The organism is Novosphingobium sp. B1, from assembly GCF_900176395.1.
Classification (GTDB): domain Bacteria; phylum Pseudomonadota; class Alphaproteobacteria; order Sphingomonadales; family Sphingomonadaceae; genus Novosphingobium.
Genome location: NZ_FWXL01000025.1, coordinates 1 through 13,735 on the forward strand (window position 1 = coordinate 1; position 13,735 = coordinate 13,735).

The following is a 13,735-nucleotide window of genomic DNA, read 5'->3' on the forward strand; positions in this document are numbered from 1 at the left end:
CGGCCCGGGTGTTGGTTCGCCATGGCGATCTTCGGAATCGCCGACGCCAGATTACGCCGATCAACCACACCGCCAACGCCTTTGTTGCACAGCTTCGCGCCCGACCCGGCTTGCAGAATCGCCAATGTTCCGCTTGCGTTCTCATATGGGAAAGAACGCACCACAGACGCCGCTTTGGGCAAAGACGCTCGACGGCCTGATCGAGCAAGGTGTCAGGGTCACGGTAAGCTGCACCCAATGCAACAAGCATGACATCGTTGATTTGAACCTGCTGCGGGAGCGGACGAGCGGTTCATATTCGCTGTGGAACCGGCGCTGTCGCTGCAGGCTAACCCTCGGCTGCAAGGGCTGGAACCGCTTTCGGTACGTTAGCGGGATGGCTTGGGCGATGTGGGATGATGAGGGGGCGAAGCGGTGGGAGGGTTGAGGGTGGCTTCCTGTTTATCCATCGGCTTGTTCCTTTGCCTTTAAGCAGGCGGCGAGAAGGGCATGGGCGGGGGTGGGTGCATTTCCGTATGCATGTTTCAGCGTCCCGGCCTCACGCACGATGGCTGCGTTATCAAGATACGCCCATTCCCACCCCTCCGGCACCAGCATCATCGCCGCATCTGTCCATGCTTCTGCGTCGAGGAAGCGGTAAAAACGGCCCTGCACATTATATAACCAATATCTGTGTGCTTTCACTGCAGGATCAGTGATCACATCCCCTACCGGCAGCGGCTTCCAAGAGTAGGGTGGTTCCGGATGAATGACCTTGAACGCCTCTTCCAGCGCCTGTCGGATGTCTGTCATGGGTGGTTCCTTGGCTGGTGGGCTGTTATGGTTCCTCGCTCTCCCTCAAGAGCCTTTGCTGATCGATCTTCCCATCGCGTCACACGGGTTAACTTGCGAGCTTGGGCTTTCGTGATTGTCAGGCGGATAGTGAGAACCCCCGGCATCTCAGTCATGGGTGGTTCCTTCGATAAGGGCTGACATGCGCAAAGGCGCTCGGTCTGGATTGTGATGCCGGTGTCATCGCAGTCACGGCAGCGATCTTCCCACTCTGCGCTCATGATGCTTCTCCAAGGGTGGTGCGGGCGGCATACATCGCCTTCCACAGACCGTTACGCTCTGGCTTGCCGTCGTAGGAACCTCGCGTCTCGCCACCCGTCCAATAGCGATAGTATTCGGCAATCGCTTTGTGGGCTTCGGAGAGCGCCTCCCGCAGCCTCTCTATCTCTGCCACAGGCTCGGGAGTGGTGGTGTCCGCAGGGTGTCCGCAAAAGTCGCAGCACTCCACGTTTCGAACATGCGTCACGCTTCCATGCACAGGGTATTGGCACCCCACAGGCTCAGAGCGCTCAAGGCGGTGGCGGGCGAGAGTGTCGGTCAGGCCGCACTCACACTCTTTGCCCATCCGCATGCCTAGCGTGCAGTTGTGCTTGTGCTGGATATACTGGCCGAGTTCACCAAGGCCTGTCACTTGCGCATTATCCATGGCTGGGTTGGTCATGGCAGCACCTCAAAGGCTAGGCCGATACCGACCAGCGCGAGAGCGATGCTCAATGCCTCACCCTTACGCGCCAGAAGTCCGGCGATGATGAACAACAATGTGAGCCCAATTTTAACGGTCATCGCAGTACATCCTGCTTGGCAATCGCCGCATCAATGTAGGCGTCCACATCAGACGGCTTAAACTTCACGCCATGGAACTCGTCTGGCACGCTGATGTAGAAGTTGTGCGGCGGGACGCTGTGATCTCTAAGCCAGCGATACCGTGCCGCGTCTAAACTGTCGGCATTCATCACATCTTCCCTTCGCAATGAAAGCAGTTGTTCGGCCCGCTCTCCATCGACGTATCGACTTGGCAGCGGTGGCCGGGGTGCGCGGGGCACTGCTCCTGCTCGCGGCCATACTGCCAGCGCAGTTGCTCGTGCGTGATGGGGTGGCCGTCACGGTCGCGCAGTGCGTAGGCCCCGCGCCGGGTGTCGAACTTCATATCGACGTACTTGCAGCGGGTGTTGCGGACCCATGACCACCGGCCAGCCTCAACATCGGCAAGCCATTCTCTGACCTGCTCAAACGTCACCAGCGGGGGCGGCGACTTGATCAGTTCATCAAGGGCAACGATCAGTTCGTCCATTGCTTGGGTTCCTCGTATTGGGAAAGGGCTGCGGGAACTTCGATAGTGCCGCAGCCATCGCAGTCGGGGCATTCGGCAACGGCCTCGTCGCCTTTGTCGCCGGGGTGGGAGCGCAGATACCGTTCCCAGTCAGTGACAATCTCACCATTGCCGCAGCAGGTTTCGCACTGCTCAACGAAGGTCGCAGCTTCCACCAGCGCGCGTTCTCGGTCGCTCACTTCCCGTTCTCCTGAATGAGGGACCTGACTGCGAGGCCGAGGGGGGAAATGGACCAATCGCTGTTGAGCAGGCCCATTTCGCACAGGTCCTCGCTGATGCAGTTGTATGCCGCCCCTGCCGGCCCCTGCCAGCCAACCAGTCGTTCAATCTCAAGGGCACCCAGACCCTTCACGATCTGCTCGACCTTCTGCCGCTCTGGGTTAGTCATGATGACCTCCTTCGGGGGCGAGAGCGTTGGCCAACAGCGCGCGCAACTGGTCACGCTGCTCCTGCTCTGCCGGTGTCAGCTTCGGCGGATTGCACCATTCGCAGCGCCGTGTGCACAGGCAGCTATCACCGTCCCATGTGTCGCACTGCCAGTCCCAGCTACAGCCATAGGTGAAGCCTTCGCCGCCACAGTTGGCGCAGTCGGTTCCGCTATCGTCGTAATCGTTGCTGTCGATGGCGCATGACCGGCATTCACCGTGGAACGTCATGTCCACCTTCTCGCCGCAAGTCTGACAGGTTGCCTGTGTACTCACAACTCAGTCTCCCGTGGCTCTGGTGGGGTGGCGGTGTCCATGAGCACAGCCCTAGCGAGGTTCATGGCTTCGTCCGCGCTCAGGTCGGGCAGTTCCTCGATGTCTGTTTGATCGACCCCGAACCGCTCCCAATGGCTTCCTGCGATTTGCTGCAACGCGCCTTCCATGACGGAGATGTTTGCCCGCAACGCATCAACTAGTGCTGCCTGCGATTGTGGGGCTGCACGGGTGTTCCATGCTTTGATGGCTTCCGCTTCATTGCGCGCCCACGGCCCGGTGGCGCTGCATTGATCGTTGCGACAATCCACCGCGCGCACGTTCCCAAAGCCAAGAGGCGCAATAATCTTCGCCTCGCTACAACAAAACGGGCAAGCCTCTAGGCTATCGGTTTGTAAGGGTTGGGTCATGCGGCACCGCCTGGGCGGGCAAAGCATTCCGCAGTTTTGCTGTAAGCAATTGATTTCCGCTTGTGGACAAGTCGGGCATTCCGCAGCGTGTGGCGCAGAACCGAGCCGTTTTCACCGGTTTTTGGTACCGGCATTCGCAGGTTCGAATCCTGCCGCCCCAGCCAGCAGTTAGCCAATTCGCTCGCCGAACTATGCGCGGGTTGTGGTCCAGGCTTTTGCCGGAAGTCGCAGTTCGACTGCCAGTCCGGCTTTGCCATCAACGTCAAGATGGCCGCTGTGCTTCGATGCGATGGCGCGGATCACGCGCCAGCCCAGTGACCCCGAACGATGTGGGGCAACGTCGGGCGGCAAGCCTGCGCCATCGTCGGAAAAGCGATAGACGAGCGTGCCGCCCTCCTCCTGCAGGGTGATGCCGATCCGGCCTGCGCTGCGACCGACGAAGGCGTGCTTGAAGGCGTTGGTCATCAGTTCGCCCGTCACCATGCCCATATCAAGGCCAAGTTGACCCGGCAGGACGATGTCGCCCGCGTCGACATGCAGGCTCAGCTTCAGATCGTGGCGCGCAAGCGCCAGCGCTTCGTTGCCGACCTGCCGCAAGTAAGAATGCGCCTCGATCACATCGCCTTCGGCATGCTGAAGATGGGCATGGGCCCTGGCAATCGCCCTGATCTTGAGATCGAGATTGCGCAGGATTTCCTTGGCCTCGTCGGTCTGCGCCCGTCGCAGTTCCATGCTGATGAGCGCGTTGACGAGCGCAAGGTTGTTGGCCGTGCGGTGGTGAACCTCGCCGACCATCAGTTCGCGTTCGGCAAGTTCGGCCGTCAGTTGCCGCAGTTGCTGTGCCGGATGGTCCTGCTCCTTCAGAAAGTGCTGCACAGCGGACGTTGCCTGCGAGGCAATCTCGTCCCATCGCTCCATTGGCAGCTTGACCCCGAACCAGGCGGTAGCCTGCGTCCCGGCGACACCCGTCTTCATCTCGAAGCGGTCGGCCATCTGCCTGACGCCAGCGAGGCCAAGGCCAAGGCCGGCCTTGCCCGCCTGCCGCTGCGAAAGGCCGGAAGCGCTCCCCTCGACCAGTCCCGCCCCCTGATCGGTTATCTCGATCATCAGGCTGATGTCCTGATCGGACGGTTGCAGCGCCAGCCGTGCCTGGCCGCCCCCGCCGTGCTCTACGGCATTCCGGGCAAGTTCGAGCGCAGCCGTGGCGATTCGCGTCGCGATGAAGGGGCGCAGCGCCAATGCTTCGGCTACGGCGCGAAGGAGATTGCGCAGGCCGGAGATGTCGGCCTGACTGCGCAGTTCTGCCTCTGCAAGTTCAGCCATTCTCGGCATGGGTCCTCCTTCCGTGAACGCGAGCGATCACGATCGTCACGTCATCCTTGAGCACTTCGCCATTCTCGAGCAGCCAAGCCGCCATCAAGAGGCAATTGTGGCCATGAAGCGGGAGAAGCATGTCGGCGCCGACCGCCTTCAGGCCGTCGGAATGAAAGATCAGATAGTCGCCCCTTCCTGCCGCTGCTGCTTCGGCAAGTGGCTCCGCAGAGCGATTTCCGACAAAGCCGTTCCTGGTCGGGAATCGCTTTATCTCGCCGGGCCGTAAGCGCATCGAGGCGATGTTGCCGATGTTGGCATAGCCGATTTCCCCGCGCGAGGCATCGATGTCCGCCACGCTGGCCACGCCTCCGCGGATGTTGCGATAGTCGCGCATCACATTGCCCAGGGCTTCGGAAGGCGGCAGCCGGGCATGGCTCTCCAGCATGTCGATGATCGTGCCGGCGGCTTCGGCTGCCTGCGGACCGTGGCCCATACCGTCCACCAGCGCCAGACGCAGGCCGTGGGGCATTTCCCATGCCTGCCAGCGATCGCCGCAGATGTCCTCGTCCGGATGCGCAAGAAACAGTCCGGCCAATTCGATCGAGGGATGCAGCCCGAGCCCCGGGGCCAGAAACTCGCACGCGACAATCGTCCCGCCATCGGGCGTGGAATGGATGTCGAAACGGTCGGACAATCTCTTGACCGCGCCAAGGCCGATGCCTGCCGAGCCGCCACTGCTTTGCCGGTCCTTCATCATGAGCGCCAGATCGCCGATCCCCGGCCCCTTGTCCGACGCAACGATCGCAAGGCGATAGCCGCGTGCGTGCGGCATCCATTGCACGAGCATGCGCCCGCAACCTGCGTACTTGACGATGTTGGAAGCAAGTTCGCTGACCACGATGACCGCTTCCTCGGTCCTGACTTCGGGGAAGCCGGCGGCAGTCGCAACAGTCCGGGCAAACCGTCGGGCGACAGCCACCGAGCTCTGTCCATCAATCTCTAGCCACTTGATCATGCGCGGCTCATCATCCTGACGCGGGTCCCTTCATTGGGTCTGGAGTGCAGTTCGAACGCGTCGGTAAGGCGCTGCGCGCCACCAAGACCCATGCCGAGGCCCTTACCTGATGTGTAGCCATCCCTCATCGCCAATGCGGTGTCCTCGATACCGGGACCATTGTCCCTGCACTCCACGAGAACCGCCTTCGTGACGCGATCGAGAAAGATCACCGCCTCGCCGCCGCCACCGTATCGCAGCGCATTGCGGAATATCTCGCTCACCGCTGTAACCAGCCGGATCCGCCGCACCTCGCGCGCCCCGACTTCGGCCATGGCGCGCCCCACGGCCTGACGACCGAGAACCACATCCGATTCTGTGAGGATAGGCTGGCGGTGAAACAGCACTGCGCTGGCAGGAGGCCACGGATCATCCAATGGTTGGAGAATCGCGCAACTGTGCCAGGGCATGGCCGAGACTGCGGGCGGTGCGCACATCAGGCAAGGTCATGCCGAGCTCAACCAGCGTCATTGCTACGGCGGGCCTCATGCCCACCACGAACGTCGGTGCATCGAGTATGCTGCCAATGCCCGCCAGTTGGGCAATGATGCGGCCAACAAAGGTGTCGACGATGTCGAGCGCCGAGATGTCGATCACGATGCCCCGGGCGCCCTTGGCGTGCACCTTAACGGCGAGCTGGTCCTGAAGCTCTACGATGTCGCTGTCGTTGATGTCTTCGTGGATGGTGACCAGCATGATGCGGTCTACCAGGAAGAGGCCGGCTGAATGCGCCATGGTCAGGCTTTTGCATTCACCACGGTCAGGCCGACGCGCTGGAAGGCGTCGTGCACTGCCGCCCTCAGGGATGCGCGCGTCGTCACGCCGTTCGTGCTGACACCGAGGTGGACCATGGTCTGTGCGATGCGCGGGCTGATCCCGCTGATGATGCATTCCGCACCCATCAGGCGGATCGCTGCAGCCGTGCGCAGGAGGTGATGCGCGACCTCCGTGTCGATGGTGGGCACCCCGGTGATATCGACGATGACGATGTCGGCTTCGCGATCGACGATCGCACCAAGGGTATTTTCCATCACTTCCTGCGCGCGCACGGAATCGAGCGTACCCACGAGCGGAACGGCAATGACCCGTTCCCACAGGTCGACGACCGGCGTGGAAATCTCCAGCATTTCGGTCCGCTGGCGCTCGATGATCCTGTCACGCTCCTCGATGCACAGGCTCATCGCCTGGACGGCAATGGCATCGATCATGCGCGTGAGGCGCGAAACCTGTTCGACGACCGAGAATTCCTCGGTCCCGGCCCCAGCGCCAAGTCGGTCAAAAAGCGGATACTTCAGCAGAAGAAAGAACCCGGCGATCTCCGCCGGTGCGACGCCCCGCTTCACGCGTTCGCGCGTCACTTCAGCCAGCGCGGCGCGGACGTCGGCCCAGGCATCGCTCGCCAGGTTGAAAGCATCGATGTCGGCGCCCCGGTTAAGCGTGGACTGCAGCGCCAGGAAGAATGTCTTGGCGTGCTGGCGCCCCTGTGCATCGGAGAAGAGATCGCGGCGCGTGAGGCCATCGGCGTGATGCGTTGCCAGCCAGTCCTCAAGGATTTCTTCGCCCTTGCTGTCGATAAGGGCCTGAATGAAACTCATCGGCATCGTTGTCTTGTCTCCCCCCGTCCCTTCCGGATGAAGTTTTGCCAGCGTCCGGAACGGACTCGCTTCAGCCGGGCCAGTCAGACCCTTGCAGCGTGACTCGAGAGCACTTTCCCCACCGCAGCTTCAGCCGCGTTCAACTGTTACACCAGTGACCTAGATTATGACAACGTTTCCCGAAAGGGCAGAAATGCGCCACTTTTCCGGTGTCAGCGCGAATCTGCGGGCAAGAATATCCATGCGCAACAACGGGTTGAAGACACGGAAATGGATGCTGTGGAGCGGGAACTGAAGATCATAACCCCCGCACATCGCAATGTGAAAAACCTTGACACACGACGTCACGATGTGGCAGCAATCGCCGCATGGCACAGGACATTGTAGCGCGCGCGCGCAAGCTCATTGAGGATCGCATCATTTCCAGGGCTGCCCTGGCACGTGCGGCCGGGCTCCATCCCAATACGCTTCGCGATGCGTTGCTGCCCGACTGGAACCCGACCGTGGATACGCTGAACAAGCTGGCACGGGCGATGGATGACAGCGACGACGACGATTTCGCGCTCGCCAAGGTCGAGGAGATCATCGCCGAGGTGCGCAATGGCCGCATGGTCATCCTCGTCGATGACGAGGATCGCGAGAACGAGGGTGACCTTGTCATCCCGGCCCAGATGGCAACGCCCGAATCGATCAATTTCATGGCCACCCACGGCCGCGGCCTGATCTGCCTGTGCCTGACCGCAGAGCGCGCCGGCGTGCTCGGGCTCGAACTGATGAGCCGCAACAACGGCACGCGCCACGGCACGGCCTTCACCGTTTCGATCGAGGCCCGCGAAGGCGTCGATACCGGGATTTCCGCCGCCGATCGCGCACGCACGGTGGCGGTTGCGGTGGATGCAACCAAGGGACGCGACGATATCGTCACCCCCGGCCATGTCTTCCCGCTTATTGCCCGCGATGGCGGCGTCCTCGTGCGCGCAGGCCACACCGAGGCTGCGGTGGACCTGCCCCGCCTGGCCGGTCTCAATCCCTCGGGCGTGATCTGCGAGATCATGAACGACGATGGCACGATGGCGCGCCTCAACGACCTGATCCCCTTTGCCCGCAAGCATGGTCTCAAGATCGGCACGATCCGCGACCTGATCGAATACCGTCGCCGGCACGATCATCTTGTCGAATGCGTCAACCAGGCGCCGTTCCACACCGACTACGGCGGCGAGTGGACCCTCAAGAGCTATCGCAACAAGATCGACGGTTCGGTCCATCTCGTCTTGCAGAAGGGCCAGATTGCCAAGGACGTGCCTACGCTGGTGCGCATGCATGCCATCTCGGTCTTTGCCGACGTGCTCGGCCAGCCGGGGCCGCGCAAGCGCATCCTGCAGCGCGCGATGACCGAAATCGGCGCAGCGGGCAGCGGCGTGATCGTGCTGCTGATGCCGACCGATCCCGACCAGCTGGTGCGCGAAGTGGCCGGTACTGCCGGGCACGACATGGAATTGCGCAGCTACGGTATCGGCGCCCAGATCCTGGCCGATCTCGGCGTGCACGACATGATCCTGCTGACCAATTCCCACCACAATCTCGTTGCCGTCGAAGGCTACGGCCTCAGCATCGTCGGGGAGCGCCCGATTCCCGCCGCCTGAGGTTCAAAGGAAGGAAAGCACCAGCCCGGTTGCCGCGCTGATCGCCAGGGTCAGAATGATCCCGAAGCGCAGGCGGAAGATCAGCAGGGCCGCCAGCACGGCGACGAGGGCCACTTTCCAGTCGAAGCTGGCGGGTTCGGGTAGCGTCAGGGTCAGCGGCCCCAAGGCCACGTCGCTGACCCGCCGGAACAGGACGTGGAGGGCGAACCACAGCGTCAGGTTGGCGATGATGCCGACAACCGACGCGGTGATCGCCGCCAGCCCGCCCTTGAGGCGTGGCGCATTCTCAAGTCGCTCCAGCCAGGGCGCAAAGGCGAAGATCCATGTGAAGCATGGCACGAACGTCACCCAGGTCGTCAGCATTGCGCCGAGCAGGCCGGCGACCATCGGGCTGAATGGTGCCGGCGCCCGGTACGCAGCGAGGTAGCCAACGAACTGCGTCACCATGATGAGCGGGCCCGGGGTGGTTTCCGCAAGGCCCAGCCCGTCGGCCATTTCGCCCGGCCGTAACCAGCCGTATCCCTCCACTGCCTGCTGCGCCATGTACGACAGCACGGCATAGGCGCCGCCGAACGTGACGACGGCCAGCTTCGAGAAGAACAGGCCGATCTGCCAGAGCACGTGGTCCGGTCCCAACAGTGCCAGAACCGCAACCATGGGCGCGCCCCACAGTAGCCCTCCCCCGGCAACGGCTCGAAGGCTCTGTCCCCAAGCCCGCGGGGTCTCTGCCGAGACGAGCGCGGCTGGGTTGATCCCCAGCAAGTCTGGCCGCCATGCGGCAACGGCCATGCCGATCGCTCCTGCGCTAAGCACCACGACCGGAAACGGCAACCCGAAGACCGCAAGGAGGAGAAATGCGCCTAGCGCCAGAGCGCGCTTCAGCGGGGTCTGGAGCGCGCGGCCTGCCAGGCGAAGAAGTGCCTGCACCACGATTGCCAGCACTGCGGCCTTGATGCCCATGAACAGCGCGGCAAACCAGCCAAGGTCGGCAGCCACGGCGTAGAGTATCGAGAGGACGAGGATGACCAGCGCGCCGGGGATGACGAACAAGACCCCCATCGCAAGGCCACCGCGCATGCCGTGCAGCTTCCAGCCGATCCACGTTGCCAGTTGCTGCGCTTCGGGGCCCGGCAGGAGATGGCAGAAGTTCAGGGCGTGCAGGAACTGCTCCTCGCCGATCCAGCCCCGCTCCTCCACGAACTCGCGGTGCATGAGAGCGATCTGGCCTGCCGGGCCGCCAAAGCTCAGGCAGCCGATTTTCCCGGCCACCTTGAGCAGTTCGGAAAAGGAGGGCGTCTTGTGATCCCGCGGCATGCAACAACCCACAACCTGGGACCTGCCGCAGCGGGACAGGTCGGACAGGCAACCCTTGGGCTGTACCGGATGCCGCCAGCGGCAGTGTCCGGCCCGCCTGACCGGGAGGTTGCGTCGTCCCGGTTGCAGGTGCTGCGATAGCGCGCCGGCAACCGTTACGCAAAGCCCATCTGGCGGTTTAGAAGCTGGCCCGCGCGGTCACGCGGATGTCGCGCCCGGCGAGGGGTGCGAAATCCTTGAGGACCGAGGCATGACGCCGCGCGTCGACATCGAAGATGTTGTTGGCCGAAAGGCCGAACGAAAGCGGTCGCTCATTGCCCCACGGCCGGAAGTTGATCTCGGCGTTGACCAGCGTGAAACCGTCTGTCGGCGTTTCGAATGCGGCCAGCCGCTTTTGCGCCGCCGTCCATTCAACCTCGCCGCGCACATCGACCTTGGTGCCCTTCACGCCAAGCCCGCCCAGCAGGCGCAGTGGCGGAATGCGCGGCGCGGGACCATCGCCGACAATCTGCGCGTGAACATAGTCGGCCACGCCATCGGCCACGACATCCATGTTGCCGAAACTCGCAAGCGTCGCCGACCCCTGCAGTTCGAACCCGTAGTAGCGCGCCTTGGCCTGGTTGAACTGGAACACCGGCAGCCCATCCTCGACAGCGCCGGTCTGGGTCTCGTAGATGAAGTTGTTGAACCAGTTGTGATAGGCCGATGCCTCGAAGCTGTAGCCGGGACCCGACCCGCGCAGCACCGCCTCGGCGCCCCACGCCCGCTCGGGCTTGAAATCGGGGTTGCCGACCTCGAAGGCCTGCGTTCCGGCGTGCGGACCATTGGCGAAGAGTTCCTCGGCCGATGGTGCGCGCACGGTCCGCGCCAGGTTCACGCCAAGGCGCCAGCCATCGGCAAGCGCAAGCGAAGCACCGGCTGATCCCGAGAAGGTATCGAACCGGCGCGACCCCACGAAGAACTGCGGCTGGTCGTCACCGGGGCGGGCAGTGGCGACGGTATGTTCGTAGCGAGCGCCGCCTTCGAGCTTCACCTTGCCCAGATCGAGCTGCTGCAGCGTGAACAGCCCGAACTGCGTCGTGGCGCTCTTGGGCAGGAAGGCCTCATCGCCGATGACATTGAAGTCACGGCTGAAGAACTGCATGCCGGTTGCGCCCTTCCACGCACCACGGTCGGCCTGAACCAGCTCCAACCGTCCTTCGAGGCCCTTGTTGTAGAACGCGGTGCCGATGCCCCCATCCGGTTCAAGCTCAAAGTGGCGGTAGCTGGCGAACCCCGCCCGGGCGCGGATCGACTTGAGCAGCCCGCCCCCTGCATCGACCTCGGCGCGCAGATCGACGCGGTCCTGCGCCACGTCGAGCCGCGGCGCTTCCTGCTCGTCACCGGGTCGCAGCGCGTAACGGATCGGCACGCCATAGAGGCTGTCGTAATGGCTGTAGGATACGCCAAGGCTTCCGCCGCTGGTGATCAGCGCGCCACTGACGCCCGCAGTCCAGGTTTCTGCTGCCGAGTTGGGCAAGCGGCCCTTCAGGCCGGCGCTTGCCGCAAAGTCGATGCCTTCATCGATCTGCTCTTCGGTCTCGCTGCCGGCATTGGCAAGCGCAGTTGCCCGCGCCGAGGGAGCCAGCACGTTTCCGCCGATCCGCAGGTTGCCCGTCTTCAGGTAACTGCCATCGGCGTGGACCACGAACTTGTCGGAAAGCGGCACGTCGACAGTGCCCCCGATCGAGCGTTCATCGGCCGCCGAGCCATAGGTCGCGTTGACGTTGACGTGTACCGGCTCGTCCGGAATGGCGCGCGGAATACGGCGGTCGATCACGTTCACGACGCCGCCGATCGCCGACGAGCCGTAAAGCAGCGTGGCCGGTCCGCGCAGCACCTCGATACGCTCGGCCAGCAACGGATCGATCACTACGGCGTGGTCTGCGCTGGTGTTGGACACGTCAAACGCGCCAATCCCGTCGGTAAGGATGCGGACACGCTCACCCTGCAGGCCGCGCAACACCGGGCGGGATGCGTTCGGCCCGAACGAGGTGGCCGAAACACCCGGGGTCCGGCTCAGCGTCTCGCCGATGGTCGGGCGCACGACTTGCGCCAGTTCCTGCCCCTGCAGCACCGACACGCCCGAGAGAATGTCCAGCCGATCGCGCTGGAATGGCGCTGTCACCACAATCTGCGCCGACACCGGCGCATGAACGTCGTCATCCGCCGCGGGCGCGGGGGCCGCCGCATCCTGTGCGAGCGCTGGAGCGGCCAGGGCGACCGCTGCCAGAATCGAACCACTTCCGAGGCAGGTCTGAACGCGCATTAGTTTTTCCTTGAGACAAGCGACCTTGCCGGCACTCCGGCCGGCTTTGCGCCCCAGCCCATAACGCTGCCGCGATCATGTTACAAGATAACATTACACCTTCGCCAACAAAGGTGGTGCAAGGTGCCGTCCTTGCCGCAGTGTCAGTCAGGCAGGCTTGTCAGCGCGGTGCGCTTGCCGACGGGCTTCCATGGCTGGCCGATCTGCTTTTCAAACCGGTCACGCAGCGCCCAGACCCAGCCGATCCGCCGCTCGGCCAGTCCCGGCAGGCTCAGCAGATCACCACCGAGCCAGGGCAGGAACGGATTGCGACGGGCATAGGACCAGATCTCGACCCGCTCGCCGGAACGGGACGATGGCCCCCGCGCATGAAAACCCACCATGTCGGCCACGACAAGCGTGTTTGCGGCCACGGCAAGGCCTTCCGGCTCCGGCAATTTCATCGCAGCCAGTGCCTCTGGCGCAACGCGCGGCGATCCCCGTGCGGAAAGACGATCAATGGATGCAGGGTCACGCAGACTTCTTGCCCGCTCCCAAGCCAATCGCTCGGCAGTGAACCGGTGCGATCCCCTGACAAAGGTGAAGGGGCCGTCCTCGGCGGTAACCTCGTTGAGGAACAGCCAGGATTTCAGCGAGGAATGAAAGCTGTCGGCGTGGACGGTTTCCTGCGGATCGGGCTCGTTGCCGCCCACGTGCGATACGATCGTCTGGATGTAATGCAGAGGCGTCGTTCGGTAGCTTGCCACGTAATCCAGCAAGGCCACGAAATCAGGCCGCGACAGAAGGCGGCGCAATTCGGGGATCGATGACAGCATCTGCGGGTCGATTGCCAGACGCCGCGTCACGGCATCACCCTGCCGCATCTCGCGCGCCTCGCCCTCGTAGGTCAGCAGGGCCTGGCGCAGTGCCGGAAAGTCATCGGGCGGCACGATCTCGGGTATGACGACGAACCCGTCGCGATCGAACGCTTCGCGCCAGTCTGCCCTGACGCGACGCGCGAGCCGCGATCGCCGCCAACGGCACAGCGCATCTGCAGCATGCACGCGCGCCACATGAAGTCCCCGTGCATTGAGCGCAGGCGAGCCGATCAGCGGATTGTCGAGAAAGCTCTTGGCGCCGGTAAGCAACTGGACCGCCCATACAGGCATCATCGCCAGCCGGGCCAGGCGCTTGCCCGGCGTGAGGCGCCCTTGACCCGCCGTCATGAAATCAGGACCAGTTTCTGCACCTGCAAGCGG

The 13,735-nt window shown here is 63.2% G+C and carries 19 protein-coding genes; 2 read left to right on the forward strand and 17 right to left on the reverse strand.

The window, feature by feature from the left end:
• The first annotated feature begins 145 nt into the window (after nucleotides 1-145).
• Complete coding sequence (locus B9A23_RS20100; protein ID WP_084281082.1) at nucleotides 146-427, forward strand: hypothetical protein; 282 nt, start codon at nucleotides 146-148, stop codon at nucleotides 425-427.
• 14 nt (nucleotides 428-441) lie between these two features.
• Here B9A23_RS20100 and B9A23_RS22475 read toward each other — a convergent pair whose 3' ends face one another.
• The 14 genes from B9A23_RS22475 to B9A23_RS20160 form a co-directional block, all read right to left on the reverse strand.
• Nucleotides 442-792, reverse strand: coding sequence for a hypothetical protein (locus B9A23_RS22475; RefSeq protein ID WP_139797602.1), 351 nt, complete (start codon nucleotides 790-792; stop codon nucleotides 442-444).
• Between the two features lie 256 nt (nucleotides 793-1,048).
• Entirely contained in the window at nucleotides 1,049-1,492 is a 444-nt protein-coding gene (locus tag B9A23_RS20110; protein ID WP_084281085.1) for a hypothetical protein, read from the reverse strand.
• A complete protein-coding gene (locus B9A23_RS23400) occupies nucleotides 1,489-1,614 on the reverse strand; it encodes a hypothetical protein (RefSeq protein WP_254895210.1) in 126 nt (41 codons plus the stop codon). The genes B9A23_RS20110 and B9A23_RS23400 overlap by 4 nt, the downstream gene beginning before the upstream one ends.
• Nucleotides 1,611-1,784 carry a hypothetical protein gene (locus B9A23_RS22965; RefSeq protein ID WP_176218097.1) on the reverse strand — a complete coding sequence of 58 codons (174 nt, stop codon included), beginning with the start codon at nucleotides 1,782-1,784 and terminating at the stop codon, nucleotides 1,611-1,613. Before B9A23_RS22965 ends, B9A23_RS23400 begins: the two co-directional genes overlap by 4 nt.
• On the reverse strand, nucleotides 1,784-2,122 hold the full coding sequence (locus B9A23_RS20115) for a hypothetical protein (RefSeq protein ID WP_084281087.1): 339 nt from the start codon (nucleotides 2,120-2,122) through the stop codon (nucleotides 1,784-1,786). The genes B9A23_RS22965 and B9A23_RS20115 overlap by 1 nt, the downstream gene beginning before the upstream one ends.
• Nucleotides 2,110-2,340: a hypothetical protein gene (locus B9A23_RS20120; protein WP_084281088.1), complete on the reverse strand. Its 231-nt coding sequence runs from the start codon at nucleotides 2,338-2,340 to the stop codon at nucleotides 2,110-2,112. Before B9A23_RS20120 ends, B9A23_RS20115 begins: the two co-directional genes overlap by 13 nt.
• Complete coding sequence (locus tag B9A23_RS20125) at nucleotides 2,337-2,549, reverse strand: hypothetical protein (protein WP_084281090.1); 213 nt, start codon at nucleotides 2,547-2,549, stop codon at nucleotides 2,337-2,339. Before B9A23_RS20125 ends, B9A23_RS20120 begins: the two co-directional genes overlap by 4 nt.
• The gene (locus B9A23_RS20130) at nucleotides 2,542-2,862 is read right to left on the reverse strand and encodes a hypothetical protein (RefSeq protein ID WP_139797603.1); all 321 of its coding nucleotides are present in this window, start codon (nucleotides 2,860-2,862) and stop codon (nucleotides 2,542-2,544) included. Before B9A23_RS20130 ends, B9A23_RS20125 begins: the two co-directional genes overlap by 8 nt.
• The gene (locus tag B9A23_RS22480) at nucleotides 2,859-3,269 is read right to left on the reverse strand and encodes a Lar family restriction alleviation protein (protein WP_176218098.1); all 411 of its coding nucleotides are present in this window, start codon (nucleotides 3,267-3,269) and stop codon (nucleotides 2,859-2,861) included. Before B9A23_RS22480 ends, B9A23_RS20130 begins: the two co-directional genes overlap by 4 nt.
• Nucleotides 3,270-3,458: 189 nt before the next feature.
• Nucleotides 3,459-4,592 (reverse strand): sensor histidine kinase, encoded by a 1,134-nt coding sequence (locus B9A23_RS20140; RefSeq protein ID WP_176218099.1) that lies wholly within the window; start codon nucleotides 4,590-4,592, stop codon nucleotides 3,459-3,461.
• Nucleotides 4,585-5,598 carry an ATP-binding SpoIIE family protein phosphatase gene (locus B9A23_RS20145; RefSeq protein WP_084281095.1) on the reverse strand — a complete coding sequence of 338 codons (1,014 nt, stop codon included), beginning with the start codon at nucleotides 5,596-5,598 and terminating at the stop codon, nucleotides 4,585-4,587. Before B9A23_RS20145 ends, B9A23_RS20140 begins: the two co-directional genes overlap by 8 nt.
• Nucleotides 5,595-5,984 (reverse strand): ATP-binding protein, encoded by a 390-nt coding sequence (locus B9A23_RS20150; protein ID WP_217806644.1) that lies wholly within the window; start codon nucleotides 5,982-5,984, stop codon nucleotides 5,595-5,597. Before B9A23_RS20150 ends, B9A23_RS20145 begins: the two co-directional genes overlap by 4 nt.
• A gap of 22 nt (nucleotides 5,985-6,006) precedes the next feature.
• Nucleotides 6,007-6,333, reverse strand: coding sequence for an STAS domain-containing protein (locus B9A23_RS20155; protein WP_254895211.1), 327 nt, complete (start codon nucleotides 6,331-6,333; stop codon nucleotides 6,007-6,009).
• A gap of 41 nt (nucleotides 6,334-6,374) precedes the next feature.
• Nucleotides 6,375-7,232 carry an STAS domain-containing protein gene (locus B9A23_RS20160; RefSeq protein WP_217806645.1) on the reverse strand — a complete coding sequence of 286 codons (858 nt, stop codon included), beginning with the start codon at nucleotides 7,230-7,232 and terminating at the stop codon, nucleotides 6,375-6,377.
• Nucleotides 7,233-7,600: 368 nt separating this feature from the next.
• Between B9A23_RS20160 and ribB the strand changes: the two genes are divergently transcribed.
• Entirely contained in the window at nucleotides 7,601-8,875 is a 1,275-nt protein-coding gene (ribB, locus tag B9A23_RS20165) for a 3,4-dihydroxy-2-butanone-4-phosphate synthase (protein WP_084281100.1), read from the forward strand.
• A gap of 3 nt (nucleotides 8,876-8,878) precedes the next feature.
• On the opposite strand, the gene chrA is transcribed toward ribB, so the two are convergent.
• The 3 genes from chrA to B9A23_RS20180 form a co-directional block, all read right to left on the reverse strand.
• A complete protein-coding gene (gene chrA / locus B9A23_RS20170; RefSeq protein ID WP_084281102.1) occupies nucleotides 8,879-10,189 on the reverse strand; it encodes a chromate efflux transporter in 1,311 nt (436 codons plus the stop codon).
• Between the two features lie 178 nt (nucleotides 10,190-10,367).
• Nucleotides 10,368-12,497, reverse strand: coding sequence for a TonB-dependent receptor (locus tag B9A23_RS20175; protein WP_084281103.1), 2,130 nt, complete (start codon nucleotides 12,495-12,497; stop codon nucleotides 10,368-10,370).
• Between the two features lie 143 nt (nucleotides 12,498-12,640).
• A complete protein-coding gene (locus B9A23_RS20180; protein ID WP_254895212.1) occupies nucleotides 12,641-13,702 on the reverse strand; it encodes a phytanoyl-CoA dioxygenase family protein in 1,062 nt (353 codons plus the stop codon).
• Nucleotides 13,703-13,735 lie beyond the last annotated feature (33 nt).